Origin of the sequence: Nocardia sp. NPDC050175 (assembly GCF_044459885.1) — a bacterium.
Taxonomy (GTDB): Bacteria; Actinomycetota; Actinomycetes; order Mycobacteriales; family Mycobacteriaceae; genus Nocardia.
This window is the reverse complement of sequence record NZ_JBITJI010000006.1, coordinates 111,917-134,191: the sequence shown is the minus strand read 5'-3', so window position 1 is coordinate 134,191 and position 22,275 is coordinate 111,917. Positions and strand designations below refer to the sequence as shown.

Annotated in this window: 19 protein-coding genes and 1 pseudogene; 13 read left to right on the top strand and 7 right to left on the bottom strand. The window is 66.0% G+C overall.

All coding sequences use genetic code 11. The features are described from left to right. Window positions 1–6: 6 nt before the first annotated feature. The 7 genes from ACIBK2_RS21555 (at window position 7) to ACIBK2_RS21525 (ending at window position 6,847) form a co-directional block, all read left to right on the top strand. Window positions 7–1,032 carry a hypothetical protein gene (locus ACIBK2_RS21555; RefSeq protein WP_396969322.1) on the top strand — a complete coding sequence of 342 codons (1,026 nt, stop codon included), beginning with the start codon at window positions 7–9 and terminating at the stop codon, window positions 1,030–1,032. Then, window positions 1,029–2,027: an MlaD family protein gene (locus ACIBK2_RS21550; RefSeq protein ID WP_396969321.1), complete on the top strand. Its 999-nt coding sequence runs from the start codon at window positions 1,029–1,031 to the stop codon at window positions 2,025–2,027. The genes ACIBK2_RS21555 and ACIBK2_RS21550 overlap by 4 nt, the downstream gene beginning before the upstream one ends. A 29-nt stretch (window positions 2,028–2,056) precedes the next feature. Next, window positions 2,057–3,034: an MlaD family protein gene (locus ACIBK2_RS21545; protein WP_396969320.1), complete on the top strand. Its 978-nt coding sequence runs from the start codon at window positions 2,057–2,059 to the stop codon at window positions 3,032–3,034. Next, window positions 3,034–4,125: an MlaD family protein gene (locus ACIBK2_RS21540; RefSeq protein ID WP_396969319.1), complete on the top strand. Its 1,092-nt coding sequence runs from the start codon at window positions 3,034–3,036 to the stop codon at window positions 4,123–4,125. The genes ACIBK2_RS21545 and ACIBK2_RS21540 overlap by 1 nt, the downstream gene beginning before the upstream one ends. A gap of 20 nt (window positions 4,126–4,145) precedes the next feature. Continuing rightward, the gene (locus tag ACIBK2_RS21535) at window positions 4,146–5,108 is read left to right on the top strand and encodes an MlaD family protein (RefSeq protein ID WP_396969318.1); all 963 of its coding nucleotides are present in this window, start codon (window positions 4,146–4,148) and stop codon (window positions 5,106–5,108) included. Beyond that, complete coding sequence (locus tag ACIBK2_RS21530) at window positions 5,105–6,061, top strand: MlaD family protein (RefSeq protein ID WP_396969317.1); 957 nt, start codon at window positions 5,105–5,107, stop codon at window positions 6,059–6,061. The genes ACIBK2_RS21535 and ACIBK2_RS21530 overlap by 4 nt, the downstream gene beginning before the upstream one ends. 69 nt (window positions 6,062–6,130) lie before the next feature. Continuing rightward, a complete protein-coding gene (locus ACIBK2_RS21525; RefSeq protein WP_396969316.1) occupies window positions 6,131–6,847 on the top strand; it encodes a TetR/AcrR family transcriptional regulator in 717 nt (238 codons plus the stop codon). On the opposite strand, the gene ACIBK2_RS21520 is transcribed toward ACIBK2_RS21525, so the two are convergent. From ACIBK2_RS21520 to ACIBK2_RS21510, 3 genes are all read right to left on the bottom strand, one after another. Continuing rightward, entirely contained in the window at window positions 6,807–8,264 is a 1,458-nt protein-coding gene (locus ACIBK2_RS21520) for a cytochrome P450 (RefSeq protein ID WP_396969315.1), read from the bottom strand. The genes ACIBK2_RS21525 and ACIBK2_RS21520 overlap by 41 nt on opposite strands. Then, window positions 8,261–9,103: a hypothetical protein gene (locus tag ACIBK2_RS21515; protein WP_396969314.1), complete on the bottom strand. Its 843-nt coding sequence runs from the start codon at window positions 9,101–9,103 to the stop codon at window positions 8,261–8,263. Before ACIBK2_RS21515 ends, ACIBK2_RS21520 begins: the two co-directional genes overlap by 4 nt. 82 nt (window positions 9,104–9,185) lie before the next feature. Then, window positions 9,186–9,410, bottom strand: a complete 225-nt coding sequence (locus ACIBK2_RS21510; RefSeq protein WP_396969313.1) for a ferredoxin — start codon at window positions 9,408–9,410, stop codon at window positions 9,186–9,188. A 209-nt stretch (window positions 9,411–9,619) separates the two neighbouring features. On the opposite strand from ACIBK2_RS21510, the gene ACIBK2_RS21505 reads away from it, so the two are divergent. Beyond that, the gene (locus tag ACIBK2_RS21505; RefSeq protein WP_396969312.1) at window positions 9,620–11,074 is read left to right on the top strand and encodes a cytochrome P450; all 1,455 of its coding nucleotides are present in this window, start codon (window positions 9,620–9,622) and stop codon (window positions 11,072–11,074) included. Between the two features lie 18 nt (window positions 11,075–11,092). On the opposite strand, the gene ACIBK2_RS21500 is transcribed toward ACIBK2_RS21505, so the two are convergent. The 3 genes from ACIBK2_RS21500 to ACIBK2_RS21490 all read right to left on the bottom strand — a co-directional run bounded on the left by ACIBK2_RS21500 (window position 11,093) and on the right by ACIBK2_RS21490 (window position 13,843). Then, window positions 11,093–12,640 carry a long-chain-fatty-acid--CoA ligase gene (locus ACIBK2_RS21500; protein WP_396969311.1) on the bottom strand — a complete coding sequence of 516 codons (1,548 nt, stop codon included), beginning with the start codon at window positions 12,638–12,640 and terminating at the stop codon, window positions 11,093–11,095. 33 nt (window positions 12,641–12,673) lie between these two features. Further along, window positions 12,674–13,165 (bottom strand): SRPBCC family protein, encoded by a 492-nt coding sequence (locus ACIBK2_RS21495; RefSeq protein WP_396969310.1) that lies wholly within the window; start codon window positions 13,163–13,165, stop codon window positions 12,674–12,676. 96 nt (window positions 13,166–13,261) lie between these two features. Next, window positions 13,262–13,843, bottom strand: coding sequence for a helix-turn-helix domain-containing protein (locus ACIBK2_RS21490; RefSeq protein ID WP_396969309.1), 582 nt, complete (start codon window positions 13,841–13,843; stop codon window positions 13,262–13,264). 93 nt (window positions 13,844–13,936) lie between these two features. On the opposite strand from ACIBK2_RS21490, the pseudogene ACIBK2_RS21485 reads away from it, so the two are divergent. The 5 genes and pseudogenes from ACIBK2_RS21485 to ACIBK2_RS21465 all read left to right on the top strand — a co-directional run. Continuing rightward, window positions 13,937–14,068, top strand: a pseudogene (locus tag ACIBK2_RS21485) (DUF664 domain-containing protein); the annotation flags it as partial. A 30-nt stretch (window positions 14,069–14,098) separates the two neighbouring features. After that, window positions 14,099–15,124, top strand: a complete 1,026-nt coding sequence (locus tag ACIBK2_RS21480; RefSeq protein WP_396969308.1) for an alpha/beta fold hydrolase — start codon at window positions 14,099–14,101, stop codon at window positions 15,122–15,124. A gap of 186 nt (window positions 15,125–15,310) precedes the next feature. Then, on the top strand, window positions 15,311–16,699 hold the full coding sequence (locus ACIBK2_RS21475) for a hypothetical protein (RefSeq protein WP_396969307.1): 1,389 nt from the start codon (window positions 15,311–15,313) through the stop codon (window positions 16,697–16,699). Next, complete coding sequence (locus ACIBK2_RS21470) at window positions 16,699–18,102, top strand: PQQ-binding-like beta-propeller repeat protein (RefSeq protein WP_396969306.1); 1,404 nt, start codon at window positions 16,699–16,701, stop codon at window positions 18,100–18,102. Before ACIBK2_RS21475 ends, ACIBK2_RS21470 begins: the two co-directional genes overlap by 1 nt. 72 nt (window positions 18,103–18,174) lie before the next feature. Beyond that, window positions 18,175–18,744, top strand: coding sequence for a VanZ family protein (locus ACIBK2_RS21465; protein ID WP_396969305.1), 570 nt, complete (start codon window positions 18,175–18,177; stop codon window positions 18,742–18,744). Here ACIBK2_RS21465 and ACIBK2_RS21460 read toward each other — a convergent pair. Then, complete coding sequence (locus tag ACIBK2_RS21460) at window positions 18,637–21,942, bottom strand: AfsR/SARP family transcriptional regulator (protein ID WP_396969304.1); 3,306 nt, start codon at window positions 21,940–21,942, stop codon at window positions 18,637–18,639. The two genes, ACIBK2_RS21465 and ACIBK2_RS21460, sit on opposite strands and share 108 nt — an antisense overlap. Window positions 21,943–22,275 lie beyond the last annotated feature (333 nt).

Sequence of the window (22,275 nt, the reverse complement as noted above, 5' to 3'; positions counted from 1 at the left end):
GATCAGATGACGGAACTCCTGGCCGGATCGCCGCGACGGCAGCGGCGAATCCTTGTCCTCGCCGGACTCGCCACCGTGCTGGTCGTGGTCCTGGCCGCGGTGACCGCCGCCCGGATGCCGCAGCGCGATACCGACGACTCGATCCAGATCACCATCCGTACGCCATATCTCGGGCAGGGCATCACCGAGGGCTCTCGAGTGTTGTTGCGCGGCGTGCCGGTGGGTCGGATCGATACCGTCGCCAGCAGCGGTGCGGGTGGCGTCGAGCTCGGAATCCGATTGCGCGGCAGCCGGATCGAGGGCCTGACCGACGCGTTGGCCTTCGACTACCGGCCGCAGAACTATTTCGGTGTGACGGGCCTGAACCTGCTGCCCGGCAGTGGCGGGCGACCGTTGGCGGACGGGCAACGCCTGGACCGTCGCGCGCAGGGCAACTTCACCATGTCGGCAATGCTGACGCGCTCCTCGCAGATCGTGAACGGCGTACTCACCGACCGCATGGTCGAGGTGATCGGCCGAATCGCCGACTATGCAACGGCTTTGGCCCCACTGATCGAGGCGGGTTTCGTCACCGCCAACGCGATCGCCGAAGCGCAACGCAGCACTCCCGACGTCCAGCTGCGCGCCATCAACGCCATCATGGACCCGGCCCCGAAATTCCTCGACGACGCCATCACCGCGGAGTCCGCGATGTGGGGGATGCCCTCCGCGCAGTCGGTGGTGCACGAATTCGGGCCGATGGAGCAGACGATGCAGTTGATCGCCACCGGCTTCTTCGGCCCGGTGGGCACGTTACTCGGTTCGCACGCCGCGGATTTCACGCCGCTGACCGAAATCATTCGCACGCTCTCCGAGGCCATGTCGGCGTCGATGCGAAAAGCGCAATTCATGCCGCAGTTGGAGTCCGTACTCGCGGGACTGGATTCGGCCTACAGCGGACCGGAAGGGGACAAGTCGTTGAAGGTACGGCTCGCCGCGGAGTCGATCCCCGTGCTCGCCGCCGGGCTGCAGCTTCCCGGGGGTGGCCGATGAAGACGACGCGCCAATCGCTGTGGCGAATGATCGTCGTCGCGGCCGTGACCGTCGTCCTGTTCGTGGGCGCGGTGAACATCCTGCGCAATCCGGTGACCGGCGAAACCGCTTCGTATACTGCCGATTTCACCGATGTCTCCGGGCTGCAGGTCGGATCGGACGTGCGTCGCCAGGGCGTGCAGATCGGCAAGGTCACCTCGATCGATATCCGCCGCAGCGGCCCGACCAACACCGCGGCCGTGGGATTCCTACTGCAACAAGAACATCGAGTGACAGCGAGCACGAAACTGGCCGTCAAATATCAAAACCTGAGTGGCCAACGCTATCTCGATCTCACCGCGACCGCCGATACCGGCCCGACGGTCACCCACGTTCCGGCCGCGATGACGACACCATCGTTCGACATCACCACGCTGTTCCACGGTTTGGAACCGGTGCTGGCCACGCTGAAACCCGACGACGTCAACAAATTGGCCGCGAGCCTGGTCGCGCTCTTGGACGGCGACGGGGCTGGTGCCGCGGACCTGGCGGCGGGGATCCGGTCCATCGCCGACTACGCCACCGACCGTCAGCGGGTCATCGCCACCCTGGTTGCCAACATGGCGCAGGTCGCTGAGACGATGCGGGGCAGTTCGGAGCGGGTCGTGGAGTTCATCGAGAGCTTCGACCTCGCCATCGACAAGACCATGACCGTGCTGGACCACTTCTACTCGACCGCCCAGTACGGTCCAGCGTTCGTCGGCGCCGTCAACCGGCTGCTCACCGGCATCGGTCTGCGGGAAGGCACCGACATCGACGCCCTGCTGTCCACCGCCCTGTCGAGCATGGCGGACGCGCCGGAAGTGCTGCGCCTACTGCCGCAGTTGATCGCCGGTCTGGAGCCGGTCACCGCGACCAAGACCATCGACACGCACTGCGGCAACGGCCCCGCCGCCTTGCCGCCGATGGTGCAGGTGCTGCTCGGCGGACAGCAGGTGGTGCTATGTCGCCGCTGAATGAAACCGCCAGCAGGGTAAGGACTTACGTGCGTTCTTTGAGCGCCGAGGGCAGACAGGTGCTGCTCGGCGCACTCGCCCTGCTGACCGCCTTGATCGTCGCGATCGCCGCAGTCATGCTGTATGTGAACCCGCCGCAGCGGCAGACGGTCGCGTTCGAGATCACCGATGCCGCCGCAGTCCGTGGCGGCGAGGACGTCCGCGTCGCCGGGGTGACGGTCGGCACCGTCGCCGACGTGCGGCTGCAAGCCGACCACGTCCGCGTCGAGGTGAAGATTCGCCGCGACATCTACCTCGGCGCGGACACCAGCGTCGATATCCGGATGCTCACCGCGGTCGGCGGCTACTACGTCGCGCTCGTCTCCGCGGGCGACACCCCGCTCGGTTCCCGCACCATTCCTCGCATGCGCGTCCACCCGCCCTACAGCCTGCCCGACCTGGTCCGTGACGCGCCCGCGAAGGTTGCCGCGCTGAACGCGCCGGATATCGGTGCCAGTCTCGATCGGGTCGCCACCGGTCTGGAACAGAATCCGGGTTCGGTGAAGTCGATCATCGACAGTCTGCAGGCGTTGTCCGGCGTCCTGCAGCGCGAACGTCAGCAGGTCGAGTCGACGCTGACGGTGTCGCGGGAGTACCTGGGCACGTTCAACGCGCACCGTGACGAGCTGTTCAACATGTTGCGCAAGGCGGCGATCGTGCTGCAGGTGTTGCAGGACACCGAAGTCGGGTTCACCCAGGCGTATCGGGGTCTGGCCCAGATCTTCGGCTCGCTCAATTCCGTCACCACCTTCTACGCGAACCATCGCGAGGAAGTACTCGCCGCGGCAACGCAATTGGACGAGGCGCTGCGCGGCGTCGGCACCGACGTCCCGACCTTGATCGGTGATCTGGAGAAGTTCATGACCTACCTGAGCACCCTGCTGGGTCCCGACGGCGTCCGGCTGGTCGGCGCGGGCCAGGTGCTGGCCACCGACCTGTGTGTGCCGATCCCGGGGCGGAGCTGCTGATGTGGCGACGGCATCGCCGGCTGCTCGCGCTCACTGTCACGGCGATCGCCGTGACCGCCGTCGCGGCGACGGTGACCACGGGCACCGATTCGCGGATGACCCAAGGGTTTTGCGCGATCATGTCCGATGCGGTCGGGCTCTATCCCGGCAACTTCGTCACTCAGATGGGCGTGCGGATCGGGACCGTGGCACGTATCGATCCCGAAAACACCAGCGTGCGAGTCACGTTCGCGATCGATGGCGACCGGAAACTTCCGGCGGCGGTGAAGGCGGTGACGAGGTCACGGACCATCCTCGCCGACCGCGAACTGGAGATGGTCGGCAATTACACGGCAGGCCCGCGACTGGAGCCCGGCCGGTGCATCGCGCTGTCCGACACGGCAACCGCGAAGAGCATCTCCGAAATTACCGCAGCAACCACCGCACTCGTCAACGGACTCGGTCGTTCCGGTGCCGACAATCCTGTCGACCGCGCACTCACCGCGGTCGGCACCGAAATGGCGGGCAACGGGCCCGCCGCCGGAGCCGCGCTGACGACCGCCGCCCGCGCGGTGGCCGAGCCAGACGCGATGATCTCGACCCTCGGCCAACTGATCGCCGATGCTCAACCACTGGTCGCGACGGCTCAGGATCGGTGGGGCGATATCGACAGCGCGATGCGCACCGCACCCGACGGCCTGGAATCCTCTGCGACCGTAGTCTTCCCGGCCATCACCCAGATCTTCCACTACCTGCCCAACGCTATGAATCTCATCCTGGACATCCAGCTGCGATTCGGCACCTACCTGTGGCCCGGCCTCGACGCGGTCGCGACCGCCTTGCATCTGGCGGCCACCAAGGAAGACAGCATCGAGCGGCTCGCGGCGTCCTTGCCGGTGCTCGCCCAGTCCGTGGGCGCACTGACGGCCGGGGCGGACCACGGAATCTCGGTGGTACCGCCTAGATTCCAGATCGCCGCTCCTGACCCCGGCGCGCTGTGCGCCATGCTCAACGCGGCGGTCCCCGGCAGCTGCGACACGGTCGCGGGTCAACCGGCCGTCGCGGATGTCGAACTGCTGCAACTGGTCCTGCGCGGCGGCCTGCCTCGATGACGCGAAACCACTGGCGCGCAATGACAACCGCCGCAACGATGGCAGTAGTCCTGGCGGGCTGCTCCTACAACCCGGCCGAGTTGCCGCTGCCGAGCCGTGGCGGTGGCTACCCGATCACCGTCGAATTCGCCAGTGCGCTCAACCTTCCCGAGGGCGCGAAACTCTCCTTCGACGGCGCGCGCGTCGGTTCGGTGCGCCGCGTCGAACTGGCCGGCGCGGTGGTCGCGGTCCGGGTCGACGTCGACGCGGGCGTCGTCATCCCGGTCGGCAGTCGCGCCACGATCACGCAGGACACCGTCCTCGGCGACCCTTACGTGCAGATCGACCGCCCGACCGACGCCACCGCAGGTGCACTGGCACCGAATGCCCGCATCACCCTCGACCACACCACCGCACCAGCACCTTTGGAAGACACCCTCGCGGTCCTCGCCAACTTTCTCGGTACCGGATCGCTGCAACAATTACAGACGTCGATGACCACCGTGGGCGCCGCCTTGCCGCAGACACCGGACGATGCCCGCAAGGTCGCCACCACCGTCGCCATCGACCTGCGTAGCCTCGCCGCCAGCACCGCCGAGATCGACCGACTACTGGCCAACGCTGCGGGCGTCGTCCAGGTCGCCAACGACCGCAGCGCCGACCTCACCCAGAGCTTCGCCCCGGAGACCATGAAATTCTGGGAAAACCAGCGAATCCTGATCGGCCACATCGGGATTCTGCTGCCCTCGGTCGGCAGCGTCTACACCGGCGGGTTCTGGCTGGTCCCGATGATCGACGCACTGGCGACGACTGCCGAGGGCGTCGGCGAAACCGGTGCCGGCGTGCCCTCGACCGCCGCTGCGCTGCAACGCTTTCTGCACACCACCGTGCTCCCGTTCGCTCGACAACCCCGGGTCGACGTCACGTCCCTGGTCACCGGCGACGGCACCGAACACCTCGCCGAGGTCGAGAACCTGTTGCGCATGCTGGGAGCGATCCGATGAAAGTCACCAACATCCTGTCGATCGTCGCGCTGGCGGCCTTGCTGGCCGGTTCGGTCACCGCGATCGGCGGTCAGGGCGTGCACTGGTTCGCGCCGTCGAATCAGCACCACGCCACCCTCGCGGTCGCCGACGCCAATGGCCTGCTACCCGGCTCTAAGCTGCTGCTGCGTGGCGTGCCGATCGGCGAGGTGACCCAGGTCCAGTCCTCGGCCCGCGAGGTCGGCATCGAGTTCAGATTCGGTGCGGCGTACCGGATACCGCTCGACAGCAGCTTCCGCATCGAGAGCCTATCCGCGCTCGGCGAAAGCTATCTCGCGATCGCCCCGAACACCGAGCACGGCCCGTATATCGCTGACCATCAACACATTCGGACCGATACGGCGACCGCGCCCGCGACCTTCGGCGAACTGTCGGCCGCGCTGACCCGGCTGCTGAACGACACCTCACCCGACAAGGTCAACGCGTTGGTCGGCGAACTGCAGTCCGCGCTGCCCGCCGACGCGATGGTGCCCAACAACCTCGCGCGATTCGGCACCCTGCTCACCACCACACTGCTGATGAGTTACGGCCCGATCCGTGACCTCATCGCCGACAGTCAAAGTCTGCTCGACCGCAGCGCAGGCACGGGGCCCGCGATCGCCGCGGTCAGCGATCCGCTGCGCAACGCGGGCACCGGCTTCGCGGCCATGGCCGAAACCTCGATCGAGATGATGCACAGCAACGACTATCCCCGCGTCGTCGAGATCGGCCCACTCGCCTTCTTCTCCGGACTACAGCGTTTCGAGGACCGGGTGGGCGGCGACGTCGCCAAGCTGTCCACGCCGCTGCTACCCGCCGTCCAGTCCGGCGCCGCGGCCATGGGTTCGGTCGACGTCAGCCGGCTGCTCGACTCCGCGATGGCCGCGGTCGCCGTGCCCGGCTCGGTCACCCTGCGGGTCGCGGGGCCGAAGTAGGTCGCCGTGACACACGGGCCTACGGACGGTGCCGGTGGACGCCGCGGGGACCAGACGATAATCAGGCCCATGGCGGCGCAACCCAAGCAAGGCAGCAGACGCCCGCATCGTTTCGCGGGCATGAGCAAGGAGGACCGCCACCGGGCCCGGCGCGAGGTGTTCATCGAGGCGGGCATCTCGGTCATCGGTGAGGTCGGGATCACCGATATCAAGGTGCGTGATGTCTGCGTCCGCGCCGAGCTCACCGAACGCTACTTCTATCAAAGCTTTGCCAGCCTCGACGTTTTCGCGCAAGAGGTGGTCGAGCTGGTCGCGATGCAGGTCGCGATGCGGCTGTTCGGCAAAGCCATCGTCGTCGACGACGGGCAGGACCGGTTGCGCACGGTGGTCAAGGAACTGGTGGCGATCGTGGACGAGGACCCCAGGGTGGGGCGGATCCTGTTCGTGGAGACCGTGCGCGCCGGCGGCACCCTGGCGATGCTGCGTCAGCAGATGCTCTACGCCACCACCTGGCTGATGACGATGTGGCTCGACGACAACCCGGACGCGCAAGAAGTGGACCTGGCCGAAATCGCAGGCCCACTTCTCGCGCGCTACCAGAGCGGTGGCCCCGCCGCGGTCGAGCCGGTGGTCGGCGACATCAACATGATCGCCATCTCCGGCGCCTCGGCCGAACTGCTGATGGCCTGGATCGACAAGCGGTTGGAGCTATCGGCCGAGGAGATGGTCGACTATCTGCTGACGTTCATCGACCAAACCGTGGCATGGCAGAAGAATCGGCGCTGACCCGTTCGAGCCGGACCGGCAGGCCGCCTTCGATGGTGGTGGAGAAGGTGGACGCGTGCTTCGGCGTCCAGCCGGGTTCGGTGTGCATCCGATAGCGCTGATGGAACAGGGCGAGGATGAATTGGGCGTTCATATAACCCAATTGGGAACCGATGCACCGGTGCGGACCTGATCCGAACGGAATGAAAGCGTTCACCGGCCGCTGGGCGATCACCTCGCGATCGGTGAACCGGGTGGGATCGAAGGTGTCTGGATGCGGCCACCACCGTTCGTCGCGGTGCAGCGCGTATACCGACACCCCGACCAGCGTCCCCTTCGGAATCGAGTGACCGGCGATCACGTCGTCCTGCAAGGCGATTCGCGGATGGAACGGGTGTCCTTGCAGCCGTTGGCCTTCGTCGAAGCACGCCTTGGTCCACGTAAGCCGTTTCAAGTCGGCATAGGTGGGCCGATTGCCTTCCAGCGCATCGACTTCGGCGATCAAGCGGCCTCGATCGTCGGGACTGTCCTGCAGCAGCGCGAGCGTCCAGGACACCGAGGCGACGACCGTCTCGTAACCGCCGGCGATCATGATGGCCAGCTCGGCGACCAAATCCCGGTGGCTGAGCGGCTTTCCGTGCTCGTCACGCGCGTCGATGAGCACCTGCAGCATGTCGGTGCCCTCGATCGGGTTGGCCCGGCGATGCGCGATCCTGGTTTCGATCCAGGTGGTGATGCGCCGCCACGCCTGCGGCAAGGTGTCGCGGCCGGGCAACGGCACGAACTTCGGTGGGGGAGTGAGGAATATCGCCGCGGCGAACGACGACAGCAACATGCGCAGGTCGTGATCGAGTTGCCCGATCTCCGCGTCGGAAGGCACGAACCCGAACATCGCCCGCATGAACGCGGGCATCGTCAGCCACGCGATCTCATGCTGTAGATCGACCACCTCGCCGCTATCGGCCCAGTCACCCCACTTGTCGATGCGCGTCGCGAACTCGTCCACGATCTCATCGGCCAGCACGTTCAGGGAGCTGTGCTTGAACATCGGCGTCATCAGCTTGCGCCGCTCGCGCAGCTGGTCGCCTTCCAGCAAGGGAATGGTGCCGCCGATGATGCGGGTCGCGATCGGCGCGTACGGTCCGACCATGCTGTACCGGGTCGGATCGCCCATGATGTATTTGACCAGGTCCGGGGTGTTCACGACGACCAGGTCGTGGATCGGCAACGGCACGTGCACGACATCGCCGTACTCCGCGACGCAGCCGCGCAGGTACTCGAACGGATCCGCACGGAACTCCCGCAGGACCCCGGTCATCAACCGGCCCTTCGGTCCCGGCGGCAGGCTCAGTTCTTGGCGCCGGGCGAGCACGGTCTTGCGGACTCCTCGAACCGGATTGCGGGCGTACCCGAACTTGTTCGGCACGGCGGCGGTCATACTCGCGCCTCGGCTTTCGTGCCGGCGACCTCGGGACTGGAGCTCGTGGGCTGAACGTTGTCGCGTAGCCGCTGCACCGTCGGCGAGTATGCGGCGAAGACCACGGCAACCAGATTCAGCACTGTGGACACGATGGCCAACGACCAGGACACAGCGGGGGAGGCGTCGTTGTGAATCGCGTAGTAGCTGGGCAGGGTGCACAGGAGCGTGTACGCCAAATACACAGCGGGCGCGATGAACGGGACAACGACCAGCCGTCGCCACCCGCGCAGATGCGGCAGCGAGGCGGCCAGCACCCAGCCGATGAGCACGAACATGCCACCGTTCTGCACCAGACTCGGCAACGGGATCCCGAACACCAACGCCTTGTTGTCGTAGTACAGCATCACGCCGTAGTGGCAGCTGATCATCTCCCCGATGCATTCCGGCACCGAGATCAGCGCGGCCCAAAGGAACAGATCTCGCGCCGGGCGACCCTTCATGATGATGAGATACGCACCGAGCGTGGCGATTCCGATGCCGCCGGTATAGGTCAGCACCACATGCCAGGGAATCGGCCGAGCCACGATGGTCACCACCGGATCGAAGACATTCGTCATATACGTTGTCGCGCCGATGAAATCGAGCCACGGCTCGACATAGAACGAGAACACCACCAGCGCGCCGAGCGTGATCAGCCCCAACAGCAGCAGGTTTTCCCGATCCTTGCGCAGCAGAATCGCGGATCCGATCGTGCCCACCACCGAGGCGATAGCCACGCCGAGCAACAGCCACGCCGCGACGGGTCCGGCCTCGGTGATCGGCGGCGGACTCCAGGTGCCTGCCAAGTATTGGTGCATGATTCGTTCCCTTTCGTAGACCGGCCAGGTCGCACGGACACGGTGAGTGGTTGCGGTACCGGCGATTACGCCGGTTTGCCGCCTAGCCCGCCCGGTTGCGCAGCGTGATCGCCGCTGCGGGACAAGCCAATTCCGCGGAATGCACCGCCTCGACCAGTTCGCCTGGCACCTCGACCGGCCCCGAACCACCGGTGCCGGTACGCAGCTCGACCACATCATCGGGCAGCCCGAACACTTCGGGTGCCGCATGCACGCAATAGCCCGATCCAAGGCACAGCTCCTGATCGACCTCGACGGTGCTACCCACGTGTGCTCCTCGCCGGACCGCGGGCCGACAGCCCGCACAAAATGACAGTGATGATTGTCAATCATGATATCGGTGCACGTCAATAGCTGGCGACGCGGCAAGTTATCGACCATTCTTGCCGTACGTCTTCGTAACTACGCTTACGTAGCTAAACTGGAATGAGGCATCGGCGCCGGGAATCTCGCGGGGCCGCGGGCGCAGGAGGAACCATGACCGGCACGGTGGAGAAGGTCGTCGAGGACATCCGCGAGCGGGTAGTGCCGTTCACCGCGTTCCCGCTGCCGCGGGCGGTGGACGAGCGATGGCTGCATCATCGTTGGCCGGTCCGGGAATTCGCCGCGGTGCCTGACGGGATCGGTCTCGAGCCGATTCGCGGTGACGCGGGGATGCCCGTGCTCGGCCATTCGCTCGAGATGCTGAGATTCGGTCGCGCGGCGATGCTGCGCCAGTACGACGAATACGGGCCGGTGTCGTGGACGAGCATTTTCGGTCGCCGGGTCATCATCCTGTCCGGCCCGGATGCCACGCAGGCCGCGCTTGTCAACAAGGGCAAGGCCTTCTCGACCGAAGGCTGGAAGTTCTTCATGGAGAAGTTCTTCGAGCGTGGCATCATGCTGATGGACTTCGGCGAGCACCGCCTGCATCGCCGAATCTTGCAGCAGGCGTTCACCCCTGACCGGTTGGCAGGCTATGTCGCGGAATTCGGTCCGACCCTGCGTGACGGCGTCACCGCGTGGTCCGCGAAGCCGAGCGTTCGCCTCTACTGGGCGTTGAAACATCTCACACTCGATGTCGCGAACAACGCGTTCACCGGAAGAGTTGCCGGTGCCGACGCGACGCGGATCAACCGCGCGTTCGTGGATGCGGTACGTGGCGGCACGGCCATCGTGCGATTCCCGGTGCCGGGTGGTCGATGGGCCAGGGGCATCAACGGCCGCAAGATCCTCGAAAGGCATTTCGCCGCAATGCTTCCGGAGAAACGCGCGGTTGCCAGTGCGGACCTGTGCTCGATCCTGTGCCACGCGGTCGGCGACGACGGCGAGCGGTTCACCGACACCGACGTCATCAACCATATGATCTTCCTGATGATGGCGGCGCACGACACCTCGACCATCGCAAGCACCGCCGCCGCGTTCTATCTGGCCGAACATCCGGAATGGCAAGAGCGGGCGCGCGCGGAATCGCTACTGCTCGGCGACGAGCTACCCGACATCGACGCACTCGACCGGCTCGAAACGTTGGATTTGGTGATCAAGGAGGCGCTGCGGCTGGTCGCCCCGATTCCGTCGCTGGCGCGAATGACGGTGCAGGACACCGAAGTTCTCGGACACAGCCTGCCCGCCGGCGCGCTGGTCGCGATCAACCCGCAGCCCAATCACTTCGACGCGCGATACTGGACCGACCCGTTCACCTTCGATCCCGAACGGTTCAGTGAGCAACGCCGGGAAGACAAGTCGCATCGCTACGCGTGGATGCCGTTCGGTGGTGGCGCGCACAAGTGCATCGGCATGTTCTTCGGGATTCTGGAAGTCAAAGCGCTGCTGCACGAGATGCTGCGCACCTACCGCTGGTCAGTCCCCGCGGGGTACGCGCCGCACTGGCATGCGGGGCCGGTACCGGTGCCGCTCGACGGCCTGCCGGTACGGCTCGAGCGGCTCGGCTGACGAATCTCGGCGTCGAGGTCAGGAGACCTGGCGGCTGCTGTTGTCCCAGTGCAGGTTTCGGAGCTCCCGCTTGAGGATCTTGCCGGCACCGGAGAGTGGGAGCTCATCGACGAACGCGACGCTGCGCGGGACCTTGTAGTTGGCGATGTGGTTGCGGCAGAAGGCGGTGAGCTCGTCCGGGGCCACCTGCTGGTCGGGGCGCAGAACGACGACGGCGTGTACCAGCTCGCCCCACTTCTCGTCCGGAATGCCGATCACCGCGCACGCGGCGACGGAATGGTGCTTGGCCAAGGCGTTTTCGACCTCGGCGCTGTAGACGTTCTCGCCGCCGGTGACGATCATGTCCTTGATGCGGTCCACGATGAACACATAGCCGCGCTCATCCATGTACCCGCCGTCGCCGGTGTGCATCCAACCGTCGCGCACCGCCTCGGCCGTGTCCGCCGGCCGATTCCAGTAGCCCCGCATGACATTTCCGCCGCGGACGATTACCTCGCCGACCGCACCGCGCGCCACCTCGTTGCCGTCCGGATCGACGACCCGGATCTCCGCATGGGCCGCCGGACGTCCCGCCGCGCGCCGCAGCTCGGGGTTCTCGTGGTCGGCCGGGGACAACACGGTCGCGATAGGCGCGAGTTCCGTCATTCCGTACACCTGGACGAATCCGGCCCCGTGGAGCGCCTTTCGCGCCCGATCCAGTACCGCCTGGGAAATCGGGGAGGCGCCGTACAGCACGCGCCGCACCGAGGACAGGTCCGCGTCGATCGCCGCCGGTGCGTCGACCAGCATCTGGATCATGGTCGGGACCAGCAGGGTGTCGGTGATGGCGTGCCTGCCGATCGCGTCGAGGACGCCGGCCGGAGTGAACGCGGGCACCATGACGTGGGTCGCGCCGCTGAGCATCCCCATACCCCAGGCGGCCATGTCGGCGATGTGAAACATCGGGGCGGCGTGCAGAAGTCGGACGCCATCAGTGCTTCCGCCGATCGTGGCCATCGCGCCCATCGCCGACACCATCATGTTGTCGTGGCTGAGCATGACGCCCTTCGGATGACCCGTCGTGCCGCCGGTGTAGAACAGGCCGTACAGGTCGCTGCCGCCGCGCCGGGCATCCTCGACCGGGTCGGTGTCGAGGATGAGTTGCTCGTAACTCACTGTGTCCTCGGGCAATTCGCCGTCACCGCAGAAGATCACCTGGGTCAGGCCGTTCCATCGTGCCCGCAAGGCGGGCAGGATCGCCGCGAACGCGTCGTCGACGAGCAGCACCCTGGTCTCGGATTCGCGCAGCGAGTAGACGATCTCCGCCGGGTTCCAGCGGATGTTGACAGGGTTGACCACCGCGCCTGCCCACGGGACCGCGAGCAGGTACTCGTGGTAGCGGTCGGAATTCAGCGCGATGATCCCGACCCGATCGCCGGCGGCCACCCCGAGGGCGTGCAGCGCGCCCGCGAATCGGGCGATGCGATCGGTGGATTCGGCCACTGTTCGCACCCGGTCGCCGAAGATGGTGTGCGCCTTGCCGGGGTCGGTCTGCCGCAGCCGGTGCAGCGACGTCGTGATTTCCATCGAGATCCTTTGTCTATCAGTCGGACTTGTTCGTCACGCGGTGATGGGTGGCTTGCCGAAGTGCCGTCGGGTATCGGCCGCCAGCGAGGCGAACAGCACCCGGTTGAGTCGCAGCGCGGGCCCGAAGCCGCGACGGGGCACGATGGCGAACGTCCAGATCAGCCGACTGCCGGTCGACGTCGGCACGACCTGGTAGTCCTCGGCGAAGGACCGGAACACCGGTAGGTTCGACTCGGTCACGTAGAACGAGTGGCGCCGGTCGGTGTCGCTCCATCGGAAGAACTGCTCGTGCAGCGTCACGATCTTGCCGACTTCGGCTATCCGAGTGGAGGTTTCGTCGTAGGGGCCGGTACCGGCGAATTGCACGTCGGTGAGCATCCGGCACCACGACAACGGTCGGCGCGCGGTCAGACCGGCCCACACGTCGTCGGGACCGGCCGCGAGATCGACCACGAAACGCCACGTCAGGGGAGCGGTCCGAAAGAACGTTTCGTCGACCGGATCGAGCGTGAATCGGGGAGTCATGGGCGAACTTTCTACCGACGGTGTCTTGCCGCCACATGCTAGTTACGTTGACGTAGCTACGTCAACGTAACTAATGAAAGCCGCGCGATCGGCAGATCAGGACTTGGCCGGGGGGCGCACGTGCGAACGCACTCCTTGCAGCCCGAACAGGATGAGCAGCTCGACCACGCCGCCGTCGGCGCTGCCGAGCCAGTGCGGCAAGGACGTATCGAACTCGGCTGCCTCACCGGGCGGCAAGGTCAGATCGCGCTCGCCGACCACGAGGCGCAGGCGACCGTTGAGTACGTACAGCCACTCGAAACCTTCGTGTGTCTGCAGCGTTGGCTCCAGCGGTTTCGGTTGTGCGGGAATGAGCATCTTGAACGCCTGGGTGCCGCCCGGTCGCCTGGACAGCGGGATGAAGGTCATGCCGTGGCGGTGGATCGGCTTCAGATGGATTCGGGGGTCGCCGGTGCGTGGGGCGCCGACGAGGTCGTCCAGCGGGACGTCGTAGGTGCGGGCCAGCGGTAGCAGCAACTCCAGGGTCGCGCGCCGCTGTCCGCTTTCCAGCCGGGACAGGGTGCTTTCCGATACGCCGGTCGTCGCCGCGAGGTCGGCCAGGGTGATGCCGCGGTCGCGGCGCAGCGCGCGCAGGCGCGGGCCGACCACGTCGAGTACGTCTTCGGTCTCGCGGTCCACGAGACCATCTTGCCGGAACCGCAAGTTTGCGTGCCAAATCGAGGTGGTTCTGGCGAAGCTGGGCGCATGCCGACCGCTTTTCGCCGCAACCGTCCGAGGCCGCGGCCGGACAGCCCGGCTCCCAGTGTCCGCTGGGCGCTGGTCCAGATGATCGAAGAGGCAGGCCGCCACGCAGGTCACGCCGACATCCTCCGCGAACTCATCGACGGCGCGACCGGACGCTAACTCCGAACACTCTCTCCAGCAAAGGATTACATGATCACCGCACAACGGCCGTCATCGCACCGCTCCCTTCGATCCGCGCGGGCAGTGGCGACCATCGCGCTCGCACTCCTGCTCGCCATCGGTACCGCGGCTTGCGCCACATCGGCCGCCGACGTTCCCGCCTACGCCGTCGCTACCCAGAACGACCCGCAGTTCGAGAAGACCTTCCGGCACGAGTTCGCCGATGTCGGCGGTGTTCGCATGCACTATGTAACCGGCGGCACCGGAACGCCGGTGGTATTGATCCACGGCTGGCCGCAGACCTGGTTCGGCTGGTGGCCGATCATGCCCGCTCTCGCCGAACATCACACCGTCTACGCCATCGACCTCCCCGGTCTCGGCGACAGCATCGGTGCGCCGACCGGCTACGACAAAGCCACCCTGGCCCGATACGTGCACACCCTGATCGCCGATCAGCTCGGCATACGGGACGCGCGGGTCATCGGCCACGACTTCGGTGCCGCCGTGGCGTACCAATACGCCACCCAATTCCCCGAGGACACCGCCCGGCTCGGCTACCTGGACCTGCCACTACCCGGCCCGGCGATCGACGCCGCCACCTACCGAACCCTGAGCTGGCACATCGCATTCCACTCGCAACGCCGAGTCCCCGAGGCCGTAGTCAGTGACGACGTCCGCGAATACCTGTCGCTGTTCTACCCCCAGGTCTCCTTCGGCGGAACAGCTTTCGGTGGTACCTCGGACCGATCCCCGTTCACCGACGCCGAAATCACCGAGTACGCACGAACTTACAGCCGCCCCGAGACGCTGTCCGACGGCTTCGAGCTCTACCGCGCCCTCGACAAGGACGTCCGAGACACCGTGGCTGCACCCCCGACCAGTGTCCCCACCTTGCTCATGACCGCCCAGGGCCAACTCGACGCGATCAAATCCACTGCAGCTCCTCGCATGATCAACATCGTTCGCGCTGTGGACGTTCCGCATGCCGGCCACTGGCTCGTCGAGGAGAACCCGCAGTTTGTGACTGCGGAGTTGCTGAGCTTCCTCGACGGCTGATCTGCCAATGCCACTGCCAAACATCTGACCTGCACGTTCCTCTTGATTCGGTGGTCGTTCGCGTGCCAGAAGGTAGTCCTCAGGAAGGATGTCAGCCCGGTGGGCTATCTTGCACGACGACCAGTGGCTCAGCTGGGGCGCGTCTGGATGGGTTCCGCGTTTGGTGGATATCAACAGGTAGGGGCGATGCAGCAGATGGAAAGCGGCGAGGATCGCGAGGCGAAGGAGCCGTCGCGGACGATGACCGGGTGGACGGTGGCGTTGACCTGCGTGGCGATCGTTGCCTGCGGCGTGATCGTCAGCGGGTTGTTGCACAAGCCGGAGCCGGAGTTGACGACCGCGCCGGTGCCTACGACCAAGCCCGCGCCCGCGGTGGACCGCACGTATGTCACTCCGCCCGTGGTGTTTCCGGTGGATATTCCGGGTTGCGATGTGGTCGATCCGCCGGGCGACGGCACGTTGACGGGCTACGCTGCGATCGACAAGTTCGGCTACGACAACCCCGCGTATCCGTGGTTCTCCGGACCGAAGGCGGTCGCGATGTCGCGGGCGCTGCAGGATGCGCTGCCGGACGGTGTCGATTTCCCGTTCGCCTCCCTCGAACAGTCGCTGTTCTTCCGGCCCATCGTCGATCCGGACACCGGGTCCGGTGAGCGTCCCGACTTCGGCGGTTGGACCACGGCCAGCGGCGGACTTCTCCGCGGCGGCAAAGCGGGTGACCTGATTGTGTCGGTCCGGAAGTCCGCAGCGCCCATGCCGCACTGTGTCGCAGGCGATCTGGACGAACGCAGGCACCTCGCCGACGGCACGACGGTCGATGTGCACGACACCTGGTACCAGGTCGGCAAGGTCCGCACCCGCACCCGCTCCGCTGACGCGTATCTGACCGACGGCACGGTCGTCACTACCTATGCCACCGACGCCGGCAACGATGGCAGCAGCCATTCCGGCACGGTGCCGCTGACCGTCGACGAGCTCGCCGCCGTCGCCACCGCCCCGGGGCTCCGCGTCACCGCATCGGTGCCATCGGGTACGCCGGACGTGCCCGAATCCTGCGGCACCTGGCCGGAGATCGGCGGCACGAAAGACAAAGACGCCGGCAAGATCGACGAAGACGCCGCGCACCGCTTGAATGCCGTGCTGGCGCAGATCCCGCTCGACGGCCTCACCCTCGATCGGCCGCTGGGGCAACTACGACCGGCAACCATGGCGAGCGGGATGTGCCAGGTCGTTCGGATAATCACGCCGGGGCGGCAGTCGCGGCTGAGCATCGCAATCACTGTGGGACAGCGTCCGCCGGAGCAATCCGCCATGGCGTCGGAGTTCGGTGGTGACCGCGCCACCTCCCGGCAATTGCCGGACGGTACAGTCGTCGAGAACCGAGAGTCGCGGAATATGAAGACTCCGAATCAACCTGACGCACAACCTGTTTCGGAGACGATTCGCACCGTCACGACCACCCGCAAGTCGGGCACCCGGGTCGAAGTGCGCTCCACCGCCGAATGGCCCGCTGACCCGTTGTCATTCGAGCAACTGGAGTCGATCGCCGTGAACCCGGGTCTGGAGGTGCGGTGATGGCGCGAATTCCAGGTTTGCGTGGTCTGATCATCGCCGCGACAGCTGCCGTAATAACAAGTGCCGGAGCCGTTGTCGTCCTGATGCAGCCTGCCGACAGCACAAAGAAGATCACCGGAACCGCGGAGTCGGCGCCTGGTCTCGCGTGGTCGGTCGACGCCGCCGCCACCCACGGCGGCGCGAAGGCGGAGTTCCGTGATCCCACGGGCGGAACCGAATACGATATGAGCAGCCCGGGATTCCTCGACGCGGGCGACACCCTCGTCACCGTGCTCGCTACCTCGAATAGTGGCATGCACCTGCAGGATCCGAAGATGGTCGGCATCGATGCCGCGACCGGCGCGGTGCGCTGGCAGACCCCGGCCGCCGACCTCGCTGGTTGTGGCCGCACTCCGGTCGACGGCAGTCTTGTCTGCTTCACCGGCCCGTCCGCCGCACCGGCCGCCGTGATCGGCTACGACATCGCCAGCGGAAAGGTCACCCGAACACCCACGGATTGGAATGTTTTCGCGCTCGCGACGACAGCCGATCGCGTGTACGTCGCCGAAGGTGATGTCGAGTCCGACGATGTGCGTGTGCATTCCGGCACGCTCGCCGATCTCGATGCGAACTGGTCCCGCCCGTTCGCCATGGGCACCGGCTGGGACGACATCGACCCTGACGTGCTGGACGTGTCCCACGGACAGGGCCTGCTCACTCTCGGCGTCCAGGTCGCCGGTTTCGACCTCGGCACCGGCGAACCCACCTGGACCTCGAACCTGGGTGGGTGCTCCCGCACCGCTGCGACCAGCACGGCGTTGGTCGTGCGCACCGACTCCGACTGCGCCGCGCACCACATCACCGGCAGTACGGTCCTCGACCGCACCGGGCAGGTCCTCGCCAGCAGCAATAACGAAGCCGCCCACTACCTTTCGCTCGACCAGCCCACCGACGACACCATTCCCGTCCTGCTCGCCGACGGCGCGCACGACCGCCGCACCGGAAACCTCGTCTGGACCAGCCCCGATCTCATCACCAAGCTCAGCAACACGAACAGCGACAACGGCAATGCGACGATCGGCACCGCCACCGCGATCGTCGGCGACACCGCGATACTCCGAGATAGCGACGCACGCACCATGACCGGCCTGGACATGCGAACCGGCCGTAGGCTGTGGCAGATCCAGACCGAACGCTACGGCACGATCAACGCATGGGACGGACAGGTAGTCATCCAATCCGACTCCACCGGACTGTGGGCCATCGACCCGAAATCCGGCACCATGACTTGGGACATCCCATTCCGCGCGGTGGACAAGAACCCCGACGCCATCACCGGCAGCGGCCAACTGACCGCCCACCACAACGGCCGCTACACCTACGCCGCCGCTCACACCATGATCGGTCTGCGCCCCATCGAGTGATAAGAGTGTGGATTGTGTGCAGGGTCGGTGTAGGCGACCTGTTGCACAAGTGATCTGGGTGAGACTGGCCAAGTGAACGGAACGTGGGAGACGTGGGGTGGGGTAGTGCTGGCCACTATCGCCGCCATACCGGTAGCCGGTGTGGCGACATGGTGGCTCGCTCGGTGGCGCGGCCGGCGAGCCGCACTGTGCGAGGTCGGGATGGTGTTGGGTACCGTCCCGTGGCTGTGGATGATCCTCACGCCCAAGGGAACTGGACGCTCACTGAATCTCGTACCGCTGCGTGACCTGGCCGAACAACTGACCGACGACCGGGTGATCGAACAGTTCGGCGGCAACCTGCTGGTCTTCGCCGCACTCGGCTTCCTGCTGCCACTGCGCCTACCCTGGTTCGCCCGCCCGTACCGCATCCTGTTGGTGGCAGCAGGCGCGTCGATCTTGGTGGAGACGCTGCAGTTCGCCCTCGCCATCGGCCGCCACTCCTCGGTCGACGACGTGCTGTTGAATGCGGTCGGCGCCTACCTGGCCGCCCTGTCAGTGCACCTCTGGATCGACCATCGCGGCCATCGCCGACGCGCGCTGCGCGGGCGAGATACCGCTGCGGATCAGGTCCGCGGCACGGCGGAACTCGGCCGAGCGTAGTTCGGCGGCGCGCGTTGCCGTGACCGCGAGGAACGTCGAGTCGATGCTGGAGACGTGGTTGGCGATGCGCTGGGTTTCCGGAATACCAAGACCGGCAGCGATCTTCAGTGCCGCCTTCCAGCGTTGCCTGGCCACGGAAAAGTGCGCCGAGCAGTAATTGACCGTCGCGATGGCATCGAAGGCGAGCACCTCCTCATACGGCGAACCGGACGCGTAGGCGATGTGCAGCGCCCGCTCGTAGTGGCCGAGCGCTTCTCGATACTGGCCCTGCCGACGATGGACATCGCCGATACCGAGATGCGTGCAGCACTTGAGGATCAGATCATTGTTCCGCTCGGCCCGCGCCAATGCCGTCCGCAGGCTGTCGAGCGCCGCGTCGTACTGCTTCACCGCGCAATAGACATTGCCGAGTCGAATCGAAAAGTAGTTGTGGAACAACGTATTCGACGGCATCGGCGTCAGCGACTTCCGCGCGTCCTCCAGGTGCACGAGCGCGTCGTCATATCTGCCAACCCGCATATCGGTGTCGCTGATCCGCATCAACGCACAGGAGCGCAGGTACGGATCGCCGGTCTCGTCGGCGAGGCGCACCGCCTGCCGCAGATAGTCGAACGCGTCATCGTAGAGACCCATCCGCTCATGGACCTGCCCCAAGCCCTGTAGCGCGTAGCCCTCCATGAACTTGTCACCGGACGAACGCGACAACGACAGGGCTTGGTGGTAACCCATCAGGGAATCCCGATACCGGGCCAGGCGGAAGTAGACCAGCCCGCTGTGGTGCATAGCCCTTGCCGCACTGGCAAAGTCGCCCATGCCGTGGGCCAGCCGCACGGCATCGTTGAGCACGACCAAAGCCTGCCGACAATGCCGCATCCGCCACAGCGTGTAGCCGAGATTGACCAGCAGCCGGCACTCTTCTGCCTGTTCACCGCTGGTGCGTGCGCTTTCGACCGCATCGAAGTGCAAGGTGATGGCGTCGTCGGAGCAGCGCAGCCCGGTCACATAGGGCCACCACAGAATCTCGGAGAACAGCCCCGTGTAGTCGGACCAGCGCCCCCTGGTCGCCTCGCGTGCGATGGCGAGCAGGTTGAGCCGCTCGCTGTGCAACCAGGCCACGCATTCCTGATGACTGGCCAGCGCGGGCATCGGCGTCACCGGCCTCGGCAGGTCGACGATACGACTGATCCGATCCGGCAGGATTTTGCTGCCGACCGCCCACGCGGCATACCGGTAGTAGTCGAACAGTCGCGTCAGTGCCGCACCGCCGTCCAGATCGGACGGTTCGACCAGTGTCGCGGCGTAATCGCGCACCAGGTTGTGAAACCGATACCGCTCGGAGACAACCTGTTCCAGCAGATGCACGTCGACCAGCGCCTCCAGAATCTGCTCGGCGGCATCGATGCCGATATCGGCCAGGGCGGCGGTGGCATAGGTATCGAAGTCGCGACCGGGGTGCAGTCCGAGCAGTCCGAACGCCCGCTGTTGGTCGGTGGGCAGGTCTTGAAAGCTGGCGGTGAGCGCTGCGGCTACGCTCCGCGATCCCGCGGACAGATGCTCGAGCCGATTGCTCGGATGTCGAAGCCGTTCCGCCAACCGATCGATCGGCCACACCGGCCGCGCGCGCAGCCGACCGGCCGCGATGCGGATCGCCAACGGAAGATAACCGCACAACCGAACGGTCTCGGCCACGGCATCTGGCTCCGCGAGCACGCGATCGTCATGGACGATGGTGGCGAACAGCGCCGTCGCGTCCTCGGGCGAAAGCACGTCCAGCGACAGGGATTTGGCGACTTCTAGATCGACGAGCCGACGCCGGCTCGTGATCAGCACCAGGCAGCTCGGCGTACCGGGGAGTAGCGGTCGAATCTGCGCGGCGTCGGCGACATTGTCCAAGACGAGTAGCGCCGACAGTGCCGCGATTTCGGTGCGCCACAACGCCGCTCGGGCATCCAGGTCCGGCGGTATCGACTCGCTGGGCACCCCTAGCGCGCGCAACAGGCGGTCCAGCGCCACCATCGGATCGATCGGCGCGCTCTCGGCGGCATGCCCATGCAGGTCGAGATACAGCTGGGCGTCGGGAAACTGGTTACTGAGTTGATGGGCGGCATGAATCGCCAGCGTCGTTTTGCCGACTCCGGCCATGCCGTCGATGGCTTGGATGAAAACGGTCGGCCGGGCCGACTCCGGCGGTATGTCGGTGAGCAGCCGACCCATTTCGGCGGTCCGGCCGGTGAAATCCGCGATATCGCCGGGCAACTGGTTTCGGCTCTCGGGTCGAGTCTCTGTTCTGCCGACGGCAGACGCGATCGCGGGGGCTATTTCCGCGGCCACGTTGGCGGACGGCCACGGCGACTTCTGGTCGAGATCGGTGAAATCTACGCCACCGTAACCGGATTCATTCCGACCGGTCTGTGTTGGTGGCGCCTCGACCGGCGGTTCGATCTCGTCGCGCAGGATCCGCCGGTGCAGTTCGCGAAGTTCGCGCCCCGGCTCGATCCCGATCTCGTCGGCGAGCCGCCGCTGCGCGTCCTGGAAGACCATCAACGCCTCGGCTTGGCGGCCACAGTGGTACAGCCCGAGCATGAGCAGCGTCCGAAACCGTTCCTGCAGTGGGTAGGAGCTGACCAGCGGCGCGAGCTCGGCGACGGCCTCGGCGTGCTGGCCGCGGGCCAGTTTGATCCCGGCGCGGTGCTCGAGCGCGGCCAGGTAGCGCTCCTGCAGGCGCCGGCGTTCGGCCTCGATGATCGGACCCGCCAGACCGCTGAATGGTTCACCGCGCCATAGCGCCAGCGCCGCGTCGGTATGTGTGGCCGCGGCGGCGAGGTCGGCGTCGCGCCTGCATCGTTCGGCGGTCGCGATGAGCCGGTCGAACGCGACGTGGTCGGACAGCGACGGGTCGCCGTGCAGCACGTATCCCGTATCCGCCCGCACCAGTGCGGGTTCGGCGACCCGGCGGCGCGGTGCCAGGGCCCGGCGCAGGCGGCTGACGTAAGTCTGTACTCCGTTGCGCGCGTCACTCGGTGGGTGTTCGCCCCATACGCCATCGATGATCGCGTTCATCGATACTGGACGGTTCATTTCTAGCAGTAATGCCGCAAGCACAGCCTGCTGCTTCGCAGGACCGAGCTCGATTTCACGGTCATCCCACCATGCCGTGAACGAGCCGAGCACGCCATATCTGATCTGTGTATGCGCCATGGACAAGCCCTCCTGAACCATGTGCTGCCAGCGATGAGCATAGGGGGCGGCGGCCTCGCTCAACGCGGGATCGAGGGATAGTTACCACTTTGACCAGTCATTTACGCACTAGTACAGCCGCAGTTATGCAGCCTGCTACATCCTGATCGAGTGTGCGACAGCATGTTTCGGGGGGTCCGACGTCTGCGGCCGTCGACTGACGGTGGGTTGCGCAACCGTGCACCTAGTTATGGTCAAGCGCCCACTTGTCGGCGCGACCAGGCGGTGTACCGGTTGCGGTGTCCATTCGTGATGTCGCGGGCTGCGGGCAGGATTGTCGCGCACGGTGATTCG